Source organism: Micromonospora sp. CPCC 205558 (genome assembly GCF_036902955.1).
In the GTDB taxonomy this organism is placed as follows: Bacteria; Actinomycetota; Actinomycetes; order Mycobacteriales; family Micromonosporaceae; genus Micromonospora.
The window spans coordinates 38,751-61,286 of sequence record NZ_JBAKHR010000027.1; the positions used below are offsets into that span (position 1 = coordinate 38,751).

Here is a 22,536-nt window from a genome sequence, read left to right on the forward strand (position 1 = left end):
CCTTGGGCTGGTCCGGGTATCTCCCCACGGCCCGGGACGCCGCTTCATCGATGCTTCCCGGCGCCTGGGCGAGGGTCAAGAGGCGGCTGCGTTGCATGAATGTGACAATTGACGAACGCATCGGAGCCAGATGCTCGCTCTGCGTACGAGGCCTGATGATTACAGCAGAGTCGCCGAGATGCCCCGATACGGGGGTCCCCGACCGGTTCACCAGGCCGGTCACCTCGCCGCCGGACCAGGGTTCAGCTGCGATGATCCACGCTGATCGGGGCCTCGTCGGCCAGCCGGTAGCCGACCCCGTAGACGGTGGTGACCACCTCCGAGCCGGCCAGCTTGGCGCGCAGCCGGCGGACGTGCACGTCCACCGTCCGGGCCACCGCGTGCTCGTAGCCCCAGACACTGGAGAGCAGTTGCAGGCGCGTGAAGACCCGGCGGGGCCGTTCGGCCAGGAACAGCAGCAGCTCGTACTCGATGCGGGTCAGCGCGATGACGCGGTCGCCCCGGCGGACCATCCGCGAGCCGGCCAGGATGCGGACGTGGTCCGCGTCGGCGGACGGCTCGGTGGTGGCGGGGCGCGGGGCGGGTCGCGGCCCCGGCGCGGCGTCCTCCACGGCACGCAGCTCACCCTCGCCCGATTCGGCCAGCTCGCCGAGCAGCTGCACCAGCCGGGCCAGCCGAGGGCTCAGCGGCCCCGGGGTGAGGTCGAGGGTGATGGTCAGGGTCGGGCCGGTGCGCGGGCGGGCCGGGCGCACCCCCGGGTGGCGGCGGCTGGGGATGGCGACGACGGACATGGTGCCTCCTGAGTGGCGGTACGCCCGCCACGCCGGGTGTGGCGTGACGGTCAGCGGCGCGTCCAGCCGGCGTTGACCGGGGACGCGAGGGGTGCGGGGTGGTGCAGTGGGGTCGGGCCGAGGGCCGGCAGGCCGGCGATCCGCCAGGCCGCGAACCCACCGACCACGTCAGTGGCCCGGTGCAGGCCGACGTCCTGCAACGCGGCGGCGGCCAGCGACGAGGTGTAGCCCTCCTGGCAGAGGATCACCACCGGCACGTCGTAGTCGACGGCCTGCGGCAACCGGGCTGGGCAGCGCGGGTCGAAGCGCCACTCCAGCACGTTGCGTTCGACGATGAGCGAGCCCGGCACCACGCCGTGCGCGGCCCGCTGCGCGGCCGGGCGGATGTCGACAATCAGCGCTCCGGTCCGGTACGCCAGGTGCGCCCGCTCCGGGTCCAGTCGGCGCAGCCGGGCCCGGGCGGCGGCCAGGATCTCGTCGATGCCCCGGGAGCCCGGCGGCGGCACGGGGGCGGGACAGTGCTCGGCGGTTATCTGCATTCTCGGTTCCTTTCGGTGACAGAGGATCTCGGTGCGCCGGACTACCAGGACCGGCCGGCTTCGGCGACCTCGACGACCCGCAGCCGACCATCCAGCAGGTGATAGCGGGTCATCCGCAGCAGCGCCGGCCGGTAGACGTGCACGCTGACCGCCGGCGCCGCACCCCGATTGGTCACCTGGTGCAGGTGCCGGGGGCCGAACCGGCGGCCGGCCCCGGCGGACAGCGGTCGCGGGTGGAGTCGGCCGGCGCTGACCGTCTCCTCGGTGAGCACGCCGCTGACCACCCGGAACGCTCCGGAGGAGCCGCCGTGGTCGTGCAGGTCGGTGCCCTGCCCCGGCAGCCAGCTCAGCGCCCACACCTCGTGCTCGTCGCTGACGGCGAGGCGGGCGTACCAGCGCTCGGTGGGGTCGAACCGCAGCGCGACCGGCCAGCCGTCCGGGTCGGCCCACTCGGCGGCGACGGTGAGCAGGTCGGGCTCCGGACGGTGGTGCGTCATGGCGGTTCCTCGCGGGTCGTTCGGCGGGGTGCCCTCGTACTCTAGACGGCAAAGCCTATAGGTTTAGTAGGTAATTCCGCCTGTTGGGACGCAGGCCTGTTGGGACGCAGGCCCTGCTGGGATGCCGGCCCTGTTGGGATGCCGGCCCTGCTGGGGCGCGGTCAGCCGGCTGGATCGATCAGCGCAGCACCGGCGGGTCCACCCGGTAGCCCGGCAGCGAGGGCCAGCGCACGGTCAACACCACCGACGCGCGCTCGGCGAACCAGGAATGATCCACCCCACGAGCCCACACCACGTAATCGCCCGGCGCGGCCAGCCGTACCGTCCGGTCCGGTAACTCCACCCGGAAACACCCCTCGACGAGTACGAGCAGAGTGGTGCGCACCTCGCCGGTCGCCCACCGCGACCGGGCCTGCCCGGGCGGATGCACGCCCCACTTCACCTCGACGTCGGTGCTGTGCCGGATCTCCCCCGGTGGCGCGAAGTGCCCGAGCAGCCAGCCGGCATTGGTGGCGCCGTCGACGCCCGCGTTGCCCACGTACACCGTCTCACCCATCGGACCTCTCCCCCAGCGCGCCGGCCGAGCAACCTATCAGGACCGGCGGCCCTATCCTGGACCGGTGACCGAGGACCTCGACGCCGAGACGCTGGCGTTCGCGCACCGGATGTTCGACCTGGCCCGGGCCGGCTCCACCGACGACCTGGCGGCACAACTCGACTCCGGTCTGCCGGTCAACCTCACCAACGACAAGGGCGACACGCTGCTCATCCTGGCCGCGTACCACGCCCACCCGGACACGGTGGCCGCCCTGCTCAACCGCGGTGCCGACCACACCCGGGCCAACGACCGAGGTCAGACGGCATTGGCCGCGGCGGTCTTCCGCAGCAGCACCGACGCGGTCCGCGCGCTCCTCGCCGCCGGCGCCGACCCGGCACACGGCAACCCGTCGGCCATCGAGACCGCGCGCTTCTTCGACCTGCCGGAGATGACGGAGCTGCTGCGCGTCGGCTGACACCAGCGCCGCCTGCCGGTATACAGGGTCGGTGGAAGATCCTCTGCCGGAGCAGATGCGGGCCGCCGGCACCGCGCTGCTGACCGCGCTCGACCCCGCCGCCCGCGAGAGCGCCGTGCACTCGTTCGACGACGAGGCGGCCCGCCGCTGGCTGGAGTACCGGCCCCGACCCCGACCGGGCGTCTGCCTCGCCGAGCTCGACGTCGCCGCCCGCAAGGCCGCGCACCGGCTGCTGGCCACCGCGCTCAGCCCTTCGGCGTACGCGCAGGCCATGGCGATCATCTCGCTGGAGGAGGTGCTGGACCGGGCCGAGGGGTGGCAGCGCGGGCGGCACAGCGCCGACTACTGGGTGGCGGTCTTCGGCGACCCGGCGGGCGACGACCGCTGGGCGTGGCGACTCGAAGGGCACCACCTGTCGGTGAACATGACAGTGGTGGACGGTCAGGTCTCCCCCGCGCCGATCTTCTTCGGCGCCAACCCGGCCGCGGTCCGCTACGCCGGCCGGCCGGTCTCGCGCCCACTCGGCGTCGAGGAGGACCTGGCCCGCGCCCTGCTCGACGCGCTGGGCCCAGCCGAGCGGGCCGCCGCGATCATCGCCGACGAGGCGCCGGCGGACATCATCAGCGCCACCCGTGGGCGGGTCGACGCGCCGCTGGAGCCGCTCGGGGTACCGTCGCAGCGCCTGGGGCCGACCGGCCGCGCGCTGCTCGACCAGGTGGTCGCCCTCTACCTCGACCGGCTGCCGCCCGAGCTGGCCATCCGGGAGGCCGCCCGACTGGATGCCGGCCCCCTGCACTTCGCCTGGGCCGGCCCGACCCACCCCGGGCGGCGGCACTACTACCGGGTGCAGGGCGACGACCTGCTGATCGAGTACGACAACACCACAGCGGACGGCAACCACGCGCACACCGTGCTGCGCCGCCCTGCCAGCGACTTCGGCGCCGACGTCCTAGCCAGCCACCACCAAGCCCACCCCCACTAATCCCTGCCGCACCCCGCCCTGCCCTGCCCTGCCCTGCCCTGCCCTGCCCGGCCCGGCCCGGCCCGGCCCGGCCCGGCCCTGCCCTGCCCTGCCCTGCCCGGCCCTGCCCTGCCCTGCCCGGCCCGGCCCGGCCCGGCCCCGCCCCGCCCCGCCCCGCCGATCTTGCAGTTTCGGTGGGCAAGTTGCCCAGAGTTTTGGCTTTTGCGGGCACCACAACTGCATGATCGACGCGTGTCGGGGGTCAGGGGCGGATGGCCTCGATGAGGAAACGCTGGGCGTGGGCCACGAAGGGGCCTTCGTCGGCGATGCGGCGGTGGAGCTCGCCCAGTGGCGCGCGGTAGCGGTCGACAGTGAACCCGGGCACCGTCCAGATCACCTTGCGCAGAAACCAGACCACCGCGCCGATGTCGCAGAAGGTCGCCCGCAGGGTGGCCCGCCGCAGGTCGATCACCCGCAGGCCAGCGGCTTCGGCGGCGGCGGCCGCCTGCTCGGGGTGCTGCTGCGCCGGCGGCGGCAACGGCCCGAGGATCGCCTCACTCAGCTCCCGCATGGTGCCGGCCCCGATCTGCTGCGACAGGTACGTCCCGCCCGGCCGCAGCACGCGGGCCGTCTGAACCCAGTCGGTACGCACCGGATGCCGACTGACCACCAGGTCGAACGAGGCGTCGCGAAACGGCAGCGGCCCGTCCGGCGCGACCGCCACCACCGACGCGCCGACCCGACGCAGGGTCCGTCGGGCGACCTCGACGTTCGGCGGCCACGCCTCGGTCGCCGTCAGCAGCTTCGGTGGACGCGGCACCTCAGCGAGCACCTCCCCGCCGCCGGTGTCCACGTCCAGGGCCGCGTCAGCGCGCGCCATCCGGTCCGCGACGAGCTGGGCGTACCCCCACGGTGGACGTTCCTCGGTGGCCCGGCCGGCCAGCCAGTCGAAGCCCCAACCATCGACGGGCGCGGCGGCGGCCTCCGCGATCAAATCCTCGGCGTCACGCTCGGCAATCATGACGGCCAGCCTCGCGTCCGGTCACCCCGGCGGCAACCCAATTGCCGCCGCCCGGCCGTGGCGTCAGCGGTGGACTTCAGCCGAGGCTGAGCTTGTGCTCCTCGAGGGAGGCCTGGAGGATGCCGAGGGCCTTCGCGCCCATGCCGTGCAGCTTGGCCAGGTCCGCCCGAGGGACGCCCGCGAGCTGGCGCAGCGCGGTGTAGCCGGCGCCGTGCAGGGCCCGGATGGCGGGCGCACCGATCTTCGGGAGCGTGTCCAGCGAGGAGGTCATCCGCGGATGATAGGCCGGCCAGCCGCCCGGATGCCGGCCCCGCGCGCAGGAGGCCGGCCGACCGGCGGCTCACGCGCCCACGGCAGCCTGGCTCGCGGGCCGCAGCGCGCCCAGCTCACGCCCCCAGCAGGCCCAGCTCGCGGGGCCCAGCGTGCCCAGCTCGCGGGGCCCAGCGCACCCGGTTGGCGGGCCAACAGCCGCGCCCGCCTCACGCGCCCAGCGCGCCCGGTTCCCCCACGCCCGGCGGGCCTGGCTGGCGGGTCGGGTCAGGGGCGGGCGATCTCGCCGGTGGAGCCGGCGAGCGCGTCCAGGCCGCCAGCCTCGGCGCGGCCACTGTCGAAGTGACGCATCAGCCGGGCGCCCAGGTGCACGCCGACCCCGCCGACGGCCAGCGCGACCAGCTCGGTGACCAGGATCGCGACCGACGCGCCGCGCTGCGGGGAGTGTGACCGGACCAGGCAGGTGAGCAGGAACATGGCGGCCATCATCGCGTTCACCAGGTTGAAGGCGACGGCGGTGCGGCGGGTACGGTCACCCGGCACGTCCCAGAGGTCGACCATGCCGGCCACGGCGGTGAGCGCGGCGGCGACGAGCGCGGCGATGCCCGTCCAGTAGCCGACCTCGCCGAGAAACGCGGGCCCGCCGACGACGTCGGTGAGGTCGAAGACGGTGGCACTGACGAAGAGCCCGAGCGGGAACGTCACCAGCATCGGTTGGATCGGGTGCCCCTGCACCCGCAGCCGGCTCTGCATCGGTCCTCCCCCTGGTCGGCGCAGCTCACCTGAACCAGAGTGCTACCCGGGGTCGGTCGAAGTGAAACGATGCCGCCCGACTCGCCGCAGACCGGACGAACGGACACCACCCGCCCTGATCAACTCGCGTTTCAGGAAACCGCGCTGTCCGGCAGCCGAGGACACCCCGCCATCCGGACCGATCCACTCGGGTTTCAGGAAACCGCGCCATCCCACAGGCCTGGACACCCCGCTTTCAAGGAACGCGAGTCGATCACCGCAGGCGACCCGCGCGGACCGGGGCGCACCGCACGGGCGCGGGCACGCGGGGGTGTCAGGTGTCGCGTGAGCGGGAGACCGTCCGGACCAGTCGTTCGGCCACCTCGCGCAGCGGAATGTCCAGCGACGACGCGGCGGCCCGCAGCACGTCGAGGGCCTCGACCGGCGGGCACCCGCGCTGCGTCATGATCACGCCGACGGCCTGGCCGACCACACCGTCCTGCAGGAGCGAGGCGTCCCGTTCGTCGGTGAGGACGAGCTGCCGGCTGCGGTCGCGGACGGCGGCGAGCAGCAGGCCGGCGTGTTCGGCGAGCAGCATCGCGGTCAACTGGTGTTGCGGGGTCAGCAGGTCCGGGACGGCGGCGTACAGGTTGATCGCGCCGATCACCTGGTCGTCGATGTCGACCGGGGCGGAGATCACCCCGCGTACGCCGAGGTCACGGGCGCGCGCCGTCCAGGCTGGCCAGCGGGGCTCACCGTCCAGGTCGGCGGCGAGGATCATCTCGCGGCGGCGGATCGCGCTCATCGCCGGTGAGTCCGGCTCGTGGCGCAGGTCGTCCAGCCCGGCCAGCCCCTCGTCGGAGGCGGCCACCCCGGCCGGCTCGCCGGCCCGCAGCGCGGTGAACCCGCACCAACGCACCCCGGCGACGGCGTCCCGGGTGACCCGGACCAGCGCCAGCAGCGCCTCATCAAAGTCGGTCAGGGCGATCAGCCCGGCGGTCAGCTCCCGTAACAGCGCGGCTGCTTCCAGGACGCCGAGGGTCTGCACCACCGGCTCCCGCGTGTCGAGGTTCACCGGTTCGCAGCCTCCGTGCCGTTCAGCGCCCGCCCGGCAAGCATCGTCACCTGTGTCATCGTCTGCTCTCTCCCGACTCGACCGACCAGCCCTACTACCCTGGGAAACCTGGGTCGAAACGGCGTAAATCGGGGCCCCTGCCGCGCCCGGAGGCGCGACCGGGCCCCGACGGTCGGTACGTCAGCGCGAGGTGCCGCTGAGCCGCCGCCCGATCGACGCGATCAGACGGTCGAGCTCGGACCCGAACGGGTTGTCGTGCACCAGGTACGTCCAGGTGGCGGTGGGTCGGACCAGGGTGCCGTCGTCGGGCTGCCAGTCCTCATCGAATTCGGTCTCGGTGAAGGTGGCGATGGTGCGGGCCTCGATCTCTGGGATCAGGTCGTTGAACGCCGGCACCGCGGCCCGGTGGAACTCGTCCAGCGGGTCGAGCCGGCCCAGCGCGCGCAGGTGCACGCCCTCGCGGACCTCCGACAGCTCGGCCAGGTGCTCGGCCCAGAGCCGGTCCAGGTGGTAGAGCGCGATCGACCGGGCGGCGCGGGCGAGCAGATCCTCGTCCATCTCGCCGGCCTTCTCGGGCTCCTTCTCGAGCAGCATCACCGCGGCCACGTCGCTGGTCAGCAGCCGCTCCCGGCGCGCGGCGAGGGCCTTGCGCTGCTGCTCGATCACCACGCTGTAGCGCCAGGTGTTGCGGTGGATCTCGTGGTTGACGCCCTCGGCGACCCGCTGGGCGTGCTCCACCGCGTAGTCGACCTGCTCGTCGGTCACCAGGCCGTCGGCGTTCATCCGAGGCGAGGCCGGCACCGAGTCGGCGGCGTGCCGGACGACGAGGTCGTCCTCCAGGCTGACGAAGAAGACCGAGCCACCCGGGTCGCCCTGCCGGCCGGCCCGACCACGCAGCTGGTCGTCCACCCGGCGGCTGTCGTGCCGGCCGCTGCCGATCACGTACAGCCCGCCCAGCTCGGCGACCCGCTCCTGGTCGACCTGGTCGCTGCCGCCGAGTCGGATGTCGACGCCCCGGCCGGCCATCTGAGTGGAGACGGTCACCGCGCCGTACGCGCCGGCCTCGGCGATGATCGCCGCCTCTTCGTCGTCGTTCTTGGCGTTCAACACGACGCAGGGCACCCCGGCGGCGTTCAGCCCAGCGGCCAGCCCCTCGGACTCCTTGACGTCCAGGGTGCCGACCAGCACCGGTCGCCCCTTGGCGTGCGCGCGCTGGATCTCGTCGACGAGCGCCTCGTCCTTCTCGGCCCGGGTGGCGTAGATGCGGTCCGGTTCGTCCTCACGGACGCACGGGGTGTTCGGCGGGATCACCGCGACCTCGAGGCCGAAGAACTCCCGCAGTTGGTCGCCGACCAGCACCGCGGTGGCGGTCATCCCGCAGACCTTCGGGTAGAGCGCGATGTACGCCTGCATGGCGATGGTGCCGAGCACCTCGCCCTCGGCGGTGGCGTCCAGGCCCTCCTTGGCCTCGACAGCGGCCTGGAGGCCGTCCGGCCAGCGGCGGCGCTGGGCCACCCGGCCGCGCATCTCGTCGACCAGCTCGACCGTGCCGTCCCGGACGATGTAATCCACGTCGCGGTGCAGCAGGGCGTGCGCGTGCAGCGCCACGTTGACAGCGGAGAGCTGCGCGACGTGCTCCTCGTCGTAGAGGTCGATGCCGAGCTTGGCCTCGATGGCGGCCAGGCCGGCGGAGGTGAACGCCACGCTCCGCCCGTCCTCGGCGACCGTGTAGTGCTTGCCCTTGCGCAGGCCACGGACCAGCGCGGCGGCGGCGTGCACCGGGTCCTGCTCGCCCGGCACCGCGCCGGCCAGGACCATCGGCACCCGGGCCTCGTCGATCATGATCGAGTCGGCCTCGTCGACGATGGCGGTGCTCAGCGCGGGCTGTACCCGGTCTTCCACGTCGGTGACCAACTGGTCGCGCAGGTAGTCGAAGCCCGCCTCGCTGACCGAGACGTAGGTGACGTCGCAGGCGTACGCGTCGCGCCGCTCCTGCGGGGTGGAGGCCTCGTTGACCCAGCCGACGGTGAGGCCGAGCAGGGTGTAGACCGGCTCCATCCACTGGGCGTCACGGCGGGCGAGGTAGTCGTTGATGGTGAGCACGTGCACCGGGCCGTTGCCGAGCCGGACGTGCCCGTACGCGGCGATCGTGGCGGTCAGTGTCTTGCCCTCACCGGTGGCCATCTCGGCGACCTTGCCGGAGAGCAGCGACATCGCGCCGAGCAGCTGCACGTCGTACGGCCGCTGGTCGAGGCCACGGCGGGCGGCCTCGCGGCCGACGGCGCAGATCTCCTCGTAGTCGGCGGCGGCGCTCGCGGCCTGGGTCAGCTCGGCGTCGTCGAGCGCGGCGAGGTCAGCCTCGCGCGCTTCGATAGCGGGGAGCAGTTTCTCCAGCGGAGCAAGATCCACGGTCGAGCCGGGGCGCTGGAGGAACCGCCGGAACTTGCTCTTGAACCGTTGAGACACACCCATGAGCGGCAACGGTACGCGATTCGGGGCGCGGAGTGCGGCCCGGCCGCCCGGCAAGTCGGCCTCGCTGGGGCGGAGTCAGCTGACCAGCAGCTGATGGCTGGCGAGCTCCCGGTACAGCGGGTCGGTGGCGGTCAGTTCGGCGTGGGTGCCCACGGCCACCACCCGACCGCCGTCGAGGACGACGATCTGGTCGGCGTCGACCACGGTGGCGAGTCGGTGCGCCACGATCAACAGCGTCCGACGGACGGCCACGGCGTCGATGGCGCGGCGCAGCGCGACCTCGTTGCGGGAGTCGAGGTTGCTGGTCGGCTCGTCCAGCAGCAGCACCGGCGGGCCGGCGAGCAGCGCGCGGGCGATGGCCAGTCGCTGCCGCTCACCCCCGGAGAGCAGGACGCCGCCCTCCCCCACCTGCACGTCGAGGCCCTGCGGGGTGCGCCGCGCCAGGTGCCCCAGGTTGACCTCGTCGAGAACCTCGCGCAGCCGGTCGTCGGTGGCGTCCGGGGTGGTGATGAGCAGGTTCTCCCGCAGCGTGCCGGCCAGCACGGGGGCCTCCTGCTCGACGTAGCCGAGCCGGGCGCGCAGCGCGTCGCGGGGCAGGTCCCGTATGTCGGTGCCGTCGAGTCGGACCGCGCCGGCGCTCACCTCGTAGAAACGCTCGACCAGGGCCAGCAGTGTCGACTTCCCGGCACCGGAGGGGCCGACCAGGGCGGTCCGGGTGCCGGCGGGCACCGCGAAGCTGACCTCGTGCAGCACCGGCTCGCCACCCGGGTAGCCGAAGCCCACCCGGTCGAACTCGATCATCGGGGTCGGGCGGCGCGGGGTCGCGGTGGCGGGCGCCGGCCGGTCGTCCGCGCCCTCCGCGGGCACGGCGAGGATCTCCTCGATCCGCTGGAGGGCGCCCAGGCCGGACTGCAACTGGGTGTACGCCCGCAGCACCTGGCCCAGCGGCAGCGCCAGCAGGAACAGGTACATGACGAACGCGACCAGGTCACCGACGGAGATCGCCCCGGCGGCGACCCGCGCCCCACCGATGCCGAGCACCAGCAGGAACGCGCCCTGCACGGTGACCGAGCCGATCGGGCCGACCAACGCCTGCACCCGGGCCACCCGCAGCCCCGCCGTGTACGCCTCCCGGGCGCTGCCGGTGACGGCCTCCGTCTCCCGGGTCTCGGCGCGGCTGGCCCGGATGGTCCGCGCCGCGGAGATGGCCCGCTCCACCGCCGAGGTCATCTCGCCGATCCGTTCCTGGGCGGTTCGGGCCAGCGCCCGGACCCGGCGGGCGAACGTGGCGGCGAAGGCCAGCCCCAGCGCCACCCCGAGCAGGGTGACGCCGAACAGCAGCGGATCGAGCAGCACCATGGCCGTGCCGGCGCCGACCACCGTCACCGCCCCGGTGACCGTCTCGAAGAGCCCGGAGGTGACGACCGCCCGCAGCAGCGTGGTGTCCGAGCCGACCCGGGAGAGCAGGTCGCCGGTGCGCCGGCTGTCGTACTCGGCGATGGGCAGCCGCAGCAGGTGACCGGCCAGCCGGCGCCGGGTGCCCAGCACCAGCCCTTCGGCGGTGCGTTGCAGCAGGTAGTCGCGCAGCCCGCCGATCGCCGCACCGAGCACCACGAGGACCACCAGCACCGCCACCAGCCGGGACACCCCCTGCTCGGCGCCGATCCGGTCGAGCACGGACCGGGTGAGCAGCGGCTGCGCCAGCGACGCCGCCGAGCCGATCAGCGACAGCGCGCCCACCACGACCAGGGTGCCGCGGTGCTCCCGCAGGTACGGCAGCAGCGCGCCCAAGCCGACCGGCCGGCCCGCAGCGGTGCCGCCGGCCGACCGGTGTGTCGAGGTGCCGCCGGCCGACCGGTGTGTCGAGGTGCTCATGCCGGGAACGGTAGTCCGCCGCGTCACCCGGGCGGGCGCGCTCGGGCCGGCCCGGTCAGGTGGCGAGTACCACCTGAAGTTCCTGACGGCGACGGTCGGCCAGGTCGGTGAGGAGAGCGGGCGCCTCGTCGAACGGCACCACCGCCGAGACGAGGTGCTTGCGGATCATGTCGCCGTACGTCCTGAGCAGGTCGATGGTCTCGGCGGAGAGCCGTTCGCGGTCCCAGGTGGGTGCGAGCCCGCGCGGCACCCGGCCGATCTGGGCGCAGCGCAGCGACACCCCGTTGTGGTGGAACTCCTCACCGAGGCGGACCTCGTCCGCGCCGCCCTGATAGAAGGCGAGGTCGATGACGGCGCCCTGGGGCCGCAGCAACCGCAGCGCGAGGTGCAACGCCCACGCCTGACCCCGGCACTGGAACACCACGTCGGCGCCCCGGTCGCCGGCCCCGTGCGCCCAGCGGGTCTTGAGCACGACAGCCGGGTCGTCCGCGTCGGGGTCGAGGGTTTCCAGGCCGAGGGCCTCGGCGACCCGGCGGCGGTGCGGGGTGGGGTCGAGCACCACCACCGACGCGGCGCCGTTGCGCCGGGCGAACAACGCCGTCAGCAGCGCCACCACACCGGCGCCGACGACGGCGACCCGTCGGCCGCGTACCCCGTCGCCGAGCGCGCGGACGTCGGTGCCGTGCAGGTCGGCGGCGGCGTGCAGCAGACCGTTGGCGCAGATCGGGCCCATGTGCGCGACGTAGACGCCGAGCAGCGGGTCCAGGTCGTCGGGCAGCGCCACGAACCGTTCGGCGACCGGGTCGGCCAGCCAACCGGTGCGGTGCCCGTACGTCATGGCGCCGACCGTGCCCACCGCGATCGCCGGGGTTTCGCTCTCCACCACCCGGCCGACCTGCATGTAGCCGAGTCGGTTCACCGGGTAGGGCGTGCTGGCCGGGCCCGGCTGGAACAGCCCCAGGCCGGCGTTCCAGGTGACGTTCAGGTAGGGGTTCGTGCCCTTGACGTAGCTCAGCTCGGTGCCGGCGGAAACCCCGCTGAACAGCGTCTCGACCCGGAACGTGCCGGGACGCAACGGGGCGGCGTCCTGCTCGACCAGCTCGACCCGGCCGGGGCCGGTGACCACCACGACCCTGTCACGCATCGACTGTCACCCCGCTGGCGAGCGCCGCCGGCGCGGTCGGGGTGGTCAGCCGCACGGTCGTTCCGGTACGGGCCGAGTCGGCCACCGCGAGGGCCAGCCGCTGGGTCGCGAGGGCCTCGGCGTACGGGACGCGCACGTCGTCGCCGACGCCGCGGACGGCGTCGACGAAGGCACGGTCCACCGCCACCCGGGCGGCTTCCGGGTCGGCGGGGAGGTGTCGTTCGCCGTCGGCGTCGCGGATCGACAGCCCGTCCTCGGTGATCGCGAGGGCCAGCCCGTCGGCGAGAACCTCCAGGCCGGCGCGGTGCTTCCAGCCGAGGACGCAGGCGGCGCTGAGCGTGCCGACCGCGCCGTCGGCGAAGCGCAGCGCGGCGGTGGTCACCGAGTCGATGTCGGCGCCGTCGACCGGCGGCGGTGTGCCGTTGCCGTACGCGGTGACCTCGGTGACCTCGCCGGCCAGCACCCGGATCAGGTCGAGCACGTGGGCGGCCTGCTCGACCACCGGGCCGCCGGAGCGGTCCCGCCGCGACCACCACGCCACCGGCGGCACCTTGTCCAGCCAGGCGCCGCTGACCATCCGCACCGGGCGGTCGGCGAGCAGGTCGCGGGCCTGGTCGAGCACGCTCAGGTAGCGCCAGTGGTGGCCCACGGCGGTCCGCAGCCCGCGCCGCGCGACCAGGTCGGCGATCCGCTCGGCGGTGCTCAGGTCGACAGCGACGGGCTTCTCCACGAACATCGGCAGCCCGGCCTCGATGATCGCCTCCTCGGCGGGGCCGTGCGCGAACGGCGGCACGCAGACGTACACGGCGTCCAGACCGGTGGCCAGCAGCTCGGCGACGTCGGCGCAGGCCCGCCCGCCGTGCCGTGTGGCCAGCGCGGACGCTGCCTCCGGCGCGACGTCGGTGACGCCGACCAGTTCGACGTCGTCGAACCCGGCCAGCACCCGCGCGTGACGTTGGGCCACGCCGCCGGCTCCGACCAGACCCACCCGGCAGTTCCGCATCCCGACACCCCTTCGAAGACTTTTCATCTGCGCTGGGAGCAGTCCCCTGGGATGTGCGCAATCAAACGTTCATCACCCGGGAACGCATTGACGTCCGGTCTGTGATCAAGCTGTTGCCCAGAAAGCGGTTAGCGCGTGATGAGGAATGGGAACAACCAATTTCGGTTTTTCCACGCACGAACGGAGGGGTGCCCGTGCGGGATACGACATCGAGCGTGTCGCCGGTGGTGGAGGCGTGGGCCACGTACCGGACGACGTCGGCGGCGGACTGGCCGACACGTCGGCTGATGCGTGCCAAGGGTGAGACCCGGGTCAGTGTGGTGCTGCCGGCGCGCAACGAGGAGGCCACCGTCGGCGCGATCGTGTCGACCATCCGGGAGCACCTGATGGATCGGGTCGCCCTGGTCGACGAGCTGATCGTTGTTGATTCCCGCTCGACGGACCGGACCGCGCAGGTGGCCCGCGCCGCCGGCGCGGAGGTGGTCAGCCAGGACGCGATGACCCGCGGGTTGCCCCGGCTCACCGGCAAGGGCGACGCGCTGTGGGCCGGGCTGGCCGCCGCCGAGGGAGACGTGGTGGCGTTCATCGACGCCGACCTGCGGGAGTTCCGGCCGCACTTCGTGAGTGGGCTGGTCGGCCCGCTGCTGACCGACCCGTCGGTCGACTTCGTGAAGGGCTTCTACCACCGGCCCCTGGTGGGCACCGCCACCGTGGAGCAGGACGGCGGGGGTCGGGTGACCGAGTTGATGGCCCGCCCGCTGCTCAACCTCTTCTGGCCGGAGCTGGCCGGCTTCGTGCAGCCGCTCGCCGGCGAGTACGCGGGCCGCCGGGACGTGCTGGCCCAGGTGCCGTTCGTCTCCGGGTACGGGGTGGAGACCGCCATGATGATCGACCTGCTCGATCTGGTCGGCCTGGACGCGCTGGCGCAGGTCGACCTCGGTGAACGCAAGCACCGGCACCAGGACACCGCCGCCCTGGGCCGGATGTCCGCGCAGATCATGTTGACCGCCTGGTCCCGGTTGCAACGGCGTGGCTGGGCCGCCCCCGGGTTGGCGCCGGAGGCGTTGCTGACCCAGTTCCGTCGCGGTGGTTCGGACACCCTGCCGAATCTGGACCGCGAGATCGTGGTCAGCGACGTGTCCATCGACGAGCGCCCGCCGCTGGCCGAACTGCGCCACCGGCTGCCCCGCCGCCGGGTGGCCGCCGCGTGAGCGCGCAGAGCCTCACCGTGCTGATGAACGCCGGCCCGTGGCTGTCGGTGCCACCGCCCGGTTACGGCGGCATCGAGAACGTGATCGCCACGCTGGTGCCGGAGCTGCGGCGACTCGGCGTACGGGTGGTGCTCGCCTCGGTGGGCAGCAGCACCCTGCCGGTCGACGAGCAGGTCTCGGTCTTCGCCGATGGCCAGTTCGCCGCGTTGCAGCGGCCGTACAACCAGGTCTGCGGGATCGCCCAGGCGCACCTGGCCGGGGTGGTCCGTGAGCTGCACTCCCGCGACGACATCGACCTGGTGCACGATCACGTCGAGGCGGTCGGGCTGGCCACCCTCGCCGCGATGGGCCCGGCCGGGCCGCCGGCCCTGCACACCCTGCACTGGGACCTGGCCAAGCACCCGGCGCTCTACGGCAGCCTGGACGGCGGCGACCGGGTCCGGGTCAACGGTGTCTCCGCGTCGCAGCTGGCCCGCGCCCCGCTGGCGCTGCGGGAGCACTCGGTGGGGCACGTGCACCTGTCCACGCCGCTCGCCGTCGACGCCGACCGGGCACCCCGGCCGGAGAAGGGCGAGCACCTGCTCATCCTGGGCCGGATCAACCCGGGCAAGGGGCAGGACGTGGGTGCCCGGCTCGCGCACCGGGTGGGTCTTCCGCTGGTGCTGGCCGGGCCCGTCGGGCCGTACCATCGGCCGGCCGACCTGGCCGCCGCGGGCGACGAGGCCCGGCAGAACCCGGACGTGCGGTTCTTCCTCGACGAGGTGGCCCCGCACGTCGACGGGGACCTGGTCCGCTGGGTCGGCACGGTGGCCGGCCAGGAACGCGACGACCTGCTGGCCAGCGCCCGCGCGTCGCTGTTCCCGCTGCGCTGGGAGGAGCCGGGCGGCACGGCGGTGGTCGAGTCGCTCGCCCTGGGAACGCCGGTGGTGGCCACCGCCCGGGGGTGCCTGCCGGAGTTGATCGAGCACGGCCGCACCGGGCTGCTCACCGACGACGAGGAGGAGCTGGGCGACCTGCTCGTCGCCGCCGAGTTGCTCGACCCGGACGAGTGCCGGCGGGTGGCCGCGCGGCGCTTCACGCCCGCAGTGATGGCGCAGCGCTACGTCGAGCTGTACGAGCGGGTCCGTCAGTCGGCGCGGACGCCGAGGTTGCTGCCGGCCTGACCGACCGCGCGGCCGGTTTGTCGGTGGCGGCAGCGGGTAGCCGGCAGCGCTTCTGCCCGCCGCGCGACGAGGAGCCGGGGAATGGTCGGACCGATGGCGCACTCCCGGGCCCGACCCAATCCGGCCGACGGCAAACCGCCGGTCCGTCGCGCGGCGGCGACGGTGGGGGTGCTGTTCCTGCTGGTCGGCGCGCTCGGCTTCGTGCCGGGGATCACCAGCGGCATGCAGGCGCTGCGCTTCGCCGGCCACGATTCGGGCGCGTACCTGTTCGGCGTCTTCCAGGTGTCGGTGCTGCACAACCTGGTGCACCTGGCGTTCGGGGTGGCGGGTCTGCTGCTGGCGCGGACGGTCACCGGCGCTCGGGCGTTCCTGATCGGCGGCGGTGCGGTCCTCCTGGTGCTCTGGCTGTACGGGCTGGCGGTGGACCGCGACACCGGGGCGAACGTGCTCCCGGTCAACGACGCCGACGGCTGGCTGCACCTGGGGCTCGGCGTGGTGATGGTCGCGCTGGGCGTGCTGACCGGCCGGTCCCGGCACTGAACTGGCGTCGCGGGCCGTGACCCGGCTCGCTCCGCCGTCGGTCCGGTTTGATGGGGAAGGACCTCGGGTAGTTGGCAGATCCCGACCCAGCAGCGAAGTGAGGCGCCGATGTCGAGCCGGATCACCTGCGAGGTGCGCACCACGGCACCGGTGGCGGTCGTTCGGCTAGCCGGCACGCTGCACCTGGGCACGATGCGCTCGGTGCACCACGCGCTGACCGAGGCGCTGGTCGATCAGCCGGAGGCGCTGGTTGTCGACATGGCCGAGGTGAGTGTGGAGGACCGGTTGGCGCTGTCCGTCTTCGCCGCGACCGCCCGTCGGGCCGAGGAGTGGCCGGCCGTACCGGTGCTGCTCTGCGCCCCGTCGCCGGTCGCCGCACGGTGGCTGGCCGAGTCGACCACCTGTCGGGTGCTGCCGGTTTCGGCTGACTGCGCGGAGGCGACCCGGTTGGCCGGCGCGGCGTCCACGCCGCGGATGCGGGCCCGCCTGGAGCCGGTGGCCGAGGCCTGCCGGCGGGCCCGGGAGTTGGTCACCGACGCGTGCGCGCGGTGGAACCTGCCCGACGCGTCCGGCCCGGCCGCGTTGGTGCTCAGCGAGCTGGTCGGCAACGTGGTGCGCCACGCTGGCACGCCCATGCAGGTGACGGTGACCCTGCGCCCGCCGTACCTGCACCTGGCGGTGGTGGACGGCAGCAGCGCCGAGGCGCGTGCGGGCGACACCGACCTGCGTGCCGAGGGCGGGCGCGGGCTGATGCTGGTCCGGGAGCTGGCCCAGCGGTGGGGCAGCGTGCCGGCCGGTCAGGGCAAGGCCGTCTGGGCGATGCTGCCGGCGACCTGAGGGTTCGGGGCGCTTGCACCCGGTACCGGCGTTCTGACCGAATTTACCGCTCTGGCCTGGTTACATGGTTCGAGGGTCGGGTAGGCACGCCCGTCCTTTCTGCCGTAACGACGGGGTGAGCAGCCATGCCCAAGCGGGTAACCACGGAACCCGGTCGCGATCGAGGCCCGGCGATCCTGGCACCGGCCCGGTTCGGAGGGTTCCCGGGAGCGGTGCGGACACCGATCCCCGGCAACTCCCTGATCAAGTTCCTCGCCACCACCGACCACAAGCAGATCGGCCTGCTGTATCTGCTGACCTCCTTCGGCTTCTACGTGTTGGCCGGCCTGGAGGCGATGTTGATGCGGGCCGAGCTGGCCCGCCCGGGGATGCAGTTCCTCTCCCCCGAGCAGTACAACCAACTCTTCACCTCGCACGGCGCGGTGATGCTGCTGCTGTTCGCCACGCCCGCGGCCTTCGGGTTCGCCAACTACATCGTGCCGATCCAGATCGGCGCGCCGGACGTGTCGTTCCCCCGCCTCAACGCGCTGGCCTACTGGTTGTACCTGTTCGGTGGGCTGATGGTGATCGGCGGGTTGATCACACCGCAGGGGTCGGCCGACTTCGGCTGGACCGCCTACACCCCACTGAGCAGCGTCGAGAACTCCCCCGGGGTGGGCGCGAACATGTGGGTGCTCGGCCTTGTCGTCTCCGGGCTGGGCACCATCCTCGGCGCGGTCAACCTGATCACCACGATCCTCACCCTGCGCGCGCCCGGCATGACCATGTTCCGGATGCCCCTCTTCACCTGGAACATGCTGTTCACCAGCCTGCTCGTGATTCTCGTCTTCCCGCTGCTGGCCGCCGCCCTGCTGGCGCTCTCCGCCGACCGGTTGCTCAACGCGCACGTGTACGACGCGACCACCGGCGGCCCGATGCTCTGGCAGCACCTGTTCTGGTTCTTCGGCCACCCCGAGGTCTACATCATCGCGTTGCCGTTCTTCGGCATCATCACCGAGATCATTCCGGTGTTCTCCCGCAAGCCGCTCTTCGGCTACACCGGGATCGTGCTGGCCACCGCCGGCATCACCGTGCTGTCCATGACGGTGTGGGCGCACCACATGTTCGCCACCGGTCAGGTGCTCCTGCCGTTCTTCAGCATCCTGAGTTACCTGATCGCGGTGCCGACCGGTGTGAAGTTCTTCAACTGGATCGGCACCATGTGGAAGGGGCAGCTCACCTTCGAGACGCCGATGCTGTTCGCCATCGGCTTCCTGGTCACCTTCCTGCTCGGCGGGCTCACCGGGGTGCTGCTGGCCAGCCCGCCGGTCGACTGGCACACCCACGACAGCTACTTCGTGGTGGCGCACTTCCACTACGTGGTGTTCGGCACCGTGGTCTTCGCCCTCTTCGGCGGCTACTACTTCTGGTGGCCGAAGATGACCGGGCGGCTGCTCGACGAACGGCTCGGCAAGGCGCACTTCTGGACCATGTTCATCGGCTTCCACGGCACCTTCCTGGTGCACCACTGGCTGGGTAGCGAGGGCATGCCGCGCCGGTACGCCGACTATCTACCCACCGACGGATTCACCACCCTGAACACGATTTCCACCATCTTCGCGTTCATCCTCGGCCTGTCCACCCTCTTCTTCATCTACAACGCCTGGAAGTCCTGGCGGTACGGGGCGATGGTGACGGTGGACGACCCGTGGGGCTTCGGCAACTCCCTCGAGTGGGCCACCAGTTGCCCGCCGCCGCTGCGCAACTTCGACCGGATGCCCCGGATCCGGTCCGAGCGCCCCGCCTTCGACCTGAAGTACGGCCCGCTCGTCGCCGACCTGGGCCGCGACCTGCCGCAACGCACCACGAAACCGCCGCAGCAGTTCGCCGACGAACTGCGGCTGGAACACCACTTCCCGGAGTCGCCGGCCGCCGAGGGCGCGCACGGTGCCCGCGACGCGACCGACTACCAGCCGGCGCCGCGCTCCGGCGCCCGGCCGGTGGACGTGCCGGAGCCCGAGGGCGTCCGCCGGCCGAGCTTCGAGCAGAGCGACCCGCCGAAGGACGCCGAGGACGCGCCGAAGCCGCACGAGCGCTGGCGGCACCCGCACAGCGACGGCAACCCCGAAGAGCACTGACCAGGGGTACGCGCAGAAGGGCCGACACCCAGCCGGGTGTCGGCCCTTCGCCTGTACGGGTGCGGTCAGTCCCGGGCCGGTGCGAGGCCGGCGGCGGTGAGCGAACGGCGCACGGCGGGCTGGACCCGGGTGAGCCGCAGCGGCACCCCGGTCCGCTCCGCGGCGTCCCGCCCGGCCATCAGCGCGGCGATCCCACCGGCGTCGAAGCCACCCGCGCCGACCAGGTCGACGACCACCTCGCTGGGCTGGCCGGTGACCGCCTCCAGCATGGCCCGGCGCAGCTGGTCCGCGCCGTCGCGGTCGATCTCGCCGCCCACCTCGACGACCACCGTGTCACCGTTCTGCTTGACCGAGATTCGGGTCTTGCCCGGGTCGGGTTCGGCGGTGCCGTTCTGCCACGGCGGCGGCGCGTCGGCGAGCATCGCCTGGCGCAGCCAGGTCAGCGCCCGCGACAGCAGCCGGGACACGTGCATCTGCGAGATGCCGAACCGGGCGGCGATCTCCGCCTGGGTCTGGTTGCCGTAGAAGCGCATCGCGAGGATCCGCCGCTCACGCCAGGGCAGTCGGTGCAGCAGGCCGCTCACCGTCACCCGGTCGTCGACCGACTCCAGGGCGTTGTCCGACTCGCCGACCAGGTCTCCGAACTCGGCGGAGCTCTCCCCGCCCACCGGCGCGTTGAGGGAGGCCGGGCTGTAGCCGGCCGCCGACTCCAGGGCGGCGAGGATCTCCTCCTCCGGTGTCTCCAGCCGGGCCGACAGCTCGGCCACCGACGGGGCCCGGGACAGCTCGCTGGTGAGAGCGGCGGTGGCCTGCCCCACCTCGAGGATCAGGTCCCGCAGCCGGCGGGGCACGTGCACACCCCAGGTACGGTCCCGGAAGTGCCGTTTGATCTCGCCCACGATGGTGATCGCGGCGTACGCGGTGAACGAACCCCGTTCCGGGTCATAGCGGTCGACGGCGTTGACCAGCCCCAGCCGGGCCACCTGCTCCAGGTCTTCCAGCGGCTCTCCGCGACCCCGGTACCGGCGGGCCAGCCGCCCGGCGAACGGCAGCGCGAAACGCACCAGGTCGTCCCGAGCCTCCCCCCGCCGCTCCGGCGGCAGCCCGGCGATCCGGGCCGCGTACGCCATCGCCGCCGCGTCGAGATCCTCCAGACCCCGATCGTTGGGTGGTGGTGTGGTCGTGGTCGTGCTCGTCTGTCCGAACATCCGCGCCTCCCTCAGGAAGGTCCCCCGCCCGGATCGGGAAACCGGTCGTGCGCGTGGTCGAGCCACGCACCGGGCCGGAAAGTGGGTCAGTGACTGGGATGCCAGCGGGCGACACCGCATCTACGCAGCGCAATTAGTCCGTCGCAGCCAGCGATGTTCCCGCTCCGTAGGTACTCAATCACGGGACCCCGGGTTCGCGAGGATGTTTCGGCGTGCTCCGTCTCAGGAGACCAACAACCCCTGGTGGCCGCCGCTGTCGCGGAGCACGGCCAACGCCTCGGCGACCCCCAGTGGGGGCGGCACGGGCAGGTCGTACGGCTGGGCGCGCAGCACCTCCGTGGCCCGGCGGGTGGGCACCGAGGTGACCGGGTAACCCCGGGCGGTGGTGCGGTCCAGCGCCCGACGCCGCCGACCGAACCCGGCGACGGCCAGCCACTGCGGCAACCCGGCCAGCGCGGGCGAACGCACCCCGGGCGGCTCGGGCAACACGTCCACCGAGCTGAACGCCTCGCTGCCGGCCAGCCACCACTCGGCCTCGTCGACGCTGCGGCGGGTGGCGTTCTCGCACCAGTACGGCACCAGCCCCGCCCGCATCACCTGCCACGGGTCGAGCAGTCGGCCGCATTCCACCACCAACCGGTCACCGGTCTTGCCGGCGCGGCGCAGCCACCGCCGGTACAGGTCGGCCACGCCCGCGCTCAGCGCCGCCGGCCGGGGCACCAACACCCGATGCAGCGGGTGCTGGTGCTGGGCGGACCAGTCCCGCGTGGCCAGTTCGAAGCCCGAGTCGACGCCGTGCTCGGCGTCAGCCGACGGTACGGACACCTCCGGTGGCTCCCACCGGGTCGCGTCGCCGCCGACGGAGCGCAGCACCTGCCGCAAGGCGTGGCTGTCCCGGTGGAAGTCCACCGGGTCCAGCCCGCTACTTGGGCAGCCGACCTGGAAGCTGTGCCCCGGCCCGCGCTCCAGCACCGGCCAGGTACGCGCGTCGCGGACCAGCAGGACGGGCGCACCGGGCATCAGCCGGTCGGCCAGGAACTGCGCGTACGCGGCCGGTAGGGCCCGCCACGCGGCGGTCAGCGAGACCGTCGCCCCGGTCAGCGCGCCACGGCTGGCCGGGCAGTGCACCTGGCGCAGGTGCAGGTCGGCGTTGCCGGCGAGCAACCGGCTGGCGAGGGCCGCACCGTGCTCCACGGCGTCCGCCGGGCGGTCCACCCCGCCCTCGGACCAGTGCACGGTCATCTCGAAGCCCGCCGGCAGCCACGGCACGCCGAGAGCCACCGCGAGGTGGGCCGCCGCGCCGTGCGGAGAGCCGATCAGCACCCCGGGGTAGCGCCGCCGGGGGTACTGGTCGACGAACCAGCGGGCCACCCGGGCGGCGTCGACCTCGTCGACCTGGGCCACGGTCAGCGCGACCCGACCGGCGGCGCGGGTGGCGGCCGCCCGGCGCACCGGCTCGGGGGCGCCGGGGAACCGTGACGTCGGCCCGGTGTGCCCGAGGTCGGCGCAGTCGACCCCCCGCAGCGCCCGGGCGGTGGCGGCGACCAGCACCCGGGCGGAACTGCCCACGGCCACGACCCGGTCGCCGGCGAGACCGGCGCCATCAGCCGTGAGCCCCTTGTGCACCTTGTGCACCGGCCCCACCTTGCCTCTTTCGCTCACCACGCGGCCGGGCTTCCCGTCCCGATGGGGTTCAAACGGGGCATCACCCACCCGGCGGCACATTCCGCTGGTCAGCGGGGTGCCCCGGTCATCACTGCCGTTCGGGCGGCTCGGGGTTTCGGCGGGGCCAGGAGGGGCACTTCCGGGGCCATGCGCACCGACGACACCAGCGAGCCAGCCGCCGCCACGATCACCCCGTACGAGGACGGACCGCTGCTGGTCCGTGGCGATTTCGCGCTGGTCACCCCGAACGGCGAGCGCATCGACGCGCGCAGGGGCACGGTGGCGCTGTGCCGGTGCGGCAAGTCGGCGCTCAAGCCGTTCTGCGACGGCACCCACAAGGTGGTCGACTTCCGCGCGGGCACCGCCCGCGAGGGCTGACCCCACGTCGCCGTCACGCAGCGA

Annotated in this window: 22 protein-coding genes; 8 read left to right on the top strand and 14 right to left on the bottom strand. The window is 73.2% G+C overall.

The window, feature by feature from the left end; genetic code table 11:
* Positions 1–242: 242 nt before the first annotated feature.
* From V6U86_RS25960 to V6U86_RS25975, 4 genes are all read right to left on the bottom strand, one after another.
* Positions 243–791: a winged helix-turn-helix domain-containing protein gene (locus tag V6U86_RS25960; RefSeq protein ID WP_334507502.1), complete on the bottom strand. Its 549-nt coding sequence runs from the start codon at positions 789–791 to the stop codon at positions 243–245.
* Between the two features lie 50 nt (positions 792–841).
* Positions 842–1,330 carry a rhodanese-like domain-containing protein gene (locus V6U86_RS25965; protein WP_334507504.1) on the bottom strand — a complete coding sequence of 163 codons (489 nt, stop codon included), beginning with the start codon at positions 1,328–1,330 and terminating at the stop codon, positions 842–844.
* A 41-nt stretch (positions 1,331–1,371) separates the two neighbouring features.
* Complete coding sequence (locus V6U86_RS25970) at positions 1,372–1,827, bottom strand: cysteine dioxygenase (RefSeq protein WP_334507506.1); 456 nt, start codon at positions 1,825–1,827, stop codon at positions 1,372–1,374.
* A gap of 178 nt (positions 1,828–2,005) precedes the next feature.
* A complete protein-coding gene (locus V6U86_RS25975; protein ID WP_334507508.1) occupies positions 2,006–2,383 on the bottom strand; it encodes a signal peptidase I in 378 nt (125 codons plus the stop codon).
* 64 nt (positions 2,384–2,447) lie between these two features.
* On the opposite strand from V6U86_RS25975, the gene V6U86_RS25980 reads away from it, so the two are divergent.
* On the top strand, positions 2,448–2,840 hold the full coding sequence (locus V6U86_RS25980) for an ankyrin repeat domain-containing protein (RefSeq protein ID WP_334507511.1): 393 nt from the start codon (positions 2,448–2,450) through the stop codon (positions 2,838–2,840).
* A gap of 31 nt (positions 2,841–2,871) precedes the next feature.
* Positions 2,872–3,822: a DUF3500 domain-containing protein gene (locus tag V6U86_RS25985; RefSeq protein ID WP_334507513.1), complete on the top strand. Its 951-nt coding sequence runs from the start codon at positions 2,872–2,874 to the stop codon at positions 3,820–3,822.
* Between the two features lie 241 nt (positions 3,823–4,063).
* Here the strand turns inward: V6U86_RS25985 and V6U86_RS25990 are convergent, their stop codons facing one another.
* The 8 genes from V6U86_RS25990 to V6U86_RS26025 all read right to left on the bottom strand — a co-directional run bounded on the left by V6U86_RS25990 (position 4,064) and on the right by V6U86_RS26025 (position 13,393).
* Positions 4,064–4,822: a class I SAM-dependent methyltransferase gene (locus V6U86_RS25990; protein WP_334507516.1), complete on the bottom strand. Its 759-nt coding sequence runs from the start codon at positions 4,820–4,822 to the stop codon at positions 4,064–4,066.
* Positions 4,823–4,898: 76 nt separating this feature from the next.
* Complete coding sequence (locus V6U86_RS25995; protein WP_334507519.1) at positions 4,899–5,093, bottom strand: helix-hairpin-helix domain-containing protein; 195 nt, start codon at positions 5,091–5,093, stop codon at positions 4,899–4,901.
* A 266-nt stretch (positions 5,094–5,359) separates the two neighbouring features.
* Positions 5,360–5,845 (bottom strand): DUF2231 domain-containing protein, encoded by a 486-nt coding sequence (locus V6U86_RS26000; RefSeq protein WP_334507522.1) that lies wholly within the window; start codon positions 5,843–5,845, stop codon positions 5,360–5,362.
* A gap of 313 nt (positions 5,846–6,158) precedes the next feature.
* A complete protein-coding gene (locus V6U86_RS26005; RefSeq protein WP_334507524.1) occupies positions 6,159–6,899 on the bottom strand; it encodes a GAF and ANTAR domain-containing protein in 741 nt (246 codons plus the stop codon).
* 180 nt (positions 6,900–7,079) lie between these two features.
* Positions 7,080–9,371 (bottom strand): accessory Sec system translocase SecA2, encoded by a 2,292-nt coding sequence (gene secA2 / locus V6U86_RS26010; protein ID WP_334507528.1) that lies wholly within the window; start codon positions 9,369–9,371, stop codon positions 7,080–7,082.
* Between the two features lie 75 nt (positions 9,372–9,446).
* The gene (locus V6U86_RS26015; protein ID WP_334507531.1) at positions 9,447–11,246 is read right to left on the bottom strand and encodes an ABC transporter ATP-binding protein; all 1,800 of its coding nucleotides are present in this window, start codon (positions 11,244–11,246) and stop codon (positions 9,447–9,449) included.
* 55 nt (positions 11,247–11,301) lie between these two features.
* Positions 11,302–12,390, bottom strand: coding sequence for a zinc-dependent alcohol dehydrogenase (locus V6U86_RS26020; protein WP_334507534.1), 1,089 nt, complete (start codon positions 12,388–12,390; stop codon positions 11,302–11,304).
* Positions 12,383–13,393 carry a Gfo/Idh/MocA family protein gene (locus V6U86_RS26025; RefSeq protein WP_334507537.1) on the bottom strand — a complete coding sequence of 337 codons (1,011 nt, stop codon included), beginning with the start codon at positions 13,391–13,393 and terminating at the stop codon, positions 12,383–12,385. Before V6U86_RS26025 ends, V6U86_RS26020 begins: the two co-directional genes overlap by 8 nt.
* A 227-nt stretch (positions 13,394–13,620) precedes the next feature.
* On the opposite strand from V6U86_RS26025, the gene V6U86_RS26030 reads away from it, so the two are divergent.
* The 5 genes from V6U86_RS26030 (at position 13,621) to ctaD (ending at position 19,261) form a co-directional block, all read left to right on the top strand.
* Positions 13,621–14,604 (top strand): glucosyl-3-phosphoglycerate synthase, encoded by a 984-nt coding sequence (locus V6U86_RS26030; protein ID WP_334507628.1) that lies wholly within the window; start codon positions 13,621–13,623, stop codon positions 14,602–14,604.
* 23 nt (positions 14,605–14,627) lie between these two features.
* Positions 14,628–15,767, top strand: coding sequence for a glycosyltransferase (locus tag V6U86_RS26035; protein ID WP_334507630.1), 1,140 nt, complete (start codon positions 14,628–14,630; stop codon positions 15,765–15,767).
* 81 nt (positions 15,768–15,848) lie between these two features.
* Positions 15,849–16,307 carry a DUF4383 domain-containing protein gene (locus V6U86_RS26040; protein WP_334507539.1) on the top strand — a complete coding sequence of 153 codons (459 nt, stop codon included), beginning with the start codon at positions 15,849–15,851 and terminating at the stop codon, positions 16,305–16,307.
* Positions 16,308–16,415: 108 nt separating this feature from the next.
* On the top strand, positions 16,416–17,144 hold the full coding sequence (locus V6U86_RS26045) for an ATP-binding protein (protein ID WP_334507541.1): 729 nt from the start codon (positions 16,416–16,418) through the stop codon (positions 17,142–17,144).
* A gap of 125 nt (positions 17,145–17,269) precedes the next feature.
* Positions 17,270–19,261 carry an aa3-type cytochrome oxidase subunit I gene (gene ctaD / locus V6U86_RS26050; protein ID WP_334507543.1) on the top strand — a complete coding sequence of 664 codons (1,992 nt, stop codon included), beginning with the start codon at positions 17,270–17,272 and terminating at the stop codon, positions 19,259–19,261.
* Between the two features lie 65 nt (positions 19,262–19,326).
* Here the strand turns inward: ctaD and V6U86_RS26055 are convergent, their stop codons facing one another.
* Both V6U86_RS26055 and V6U86_RS26060 read right to left on the bottom strand, forming a co-directional pair.
* A complete protein-coding gene (locus tag V6U86_RS26055) occupies positions 19,327–20,469 on the bottom strand; it encodes a SigB/SigF/SigG family RNA polymerase sigma factor (RefSeq protein WP_334507545.1) in 1,143 nt (380 codons plus the stop codon).
* 222 nt (positions 20,470–20,691) lie between these two features.
* Positions 20,692–22,134 carry a hypothetical protein gene (locus tag V6U86_RS26060; RefSeq protein ID WP_334507547.1) on the bottom strand — a complete coding sequence of 481 codons (1,443 nt, stop codon included), beginning with the start codon at positions 22,132–22,134 and terminating at the stop codon, positions 20,692–20,694.
* A gap of 147 nt (positions 22,135–22,281) precedes the next feature.
* Between V6U86_RS26060 and V6U86_RS26065 the strand changes: the two genes are divergently transcribed.
* Entirely contained in the window at positions 22,282–22,512 is a 231-nt protein-coding gene (locus tag V6U86_RS26065) for a CDGSH iron-sulfur domain-containing protein (protein WP_334507550.1), read from the top strand.
* Positions 22,513–22,536: the final 24 nt, after the last annotated feature.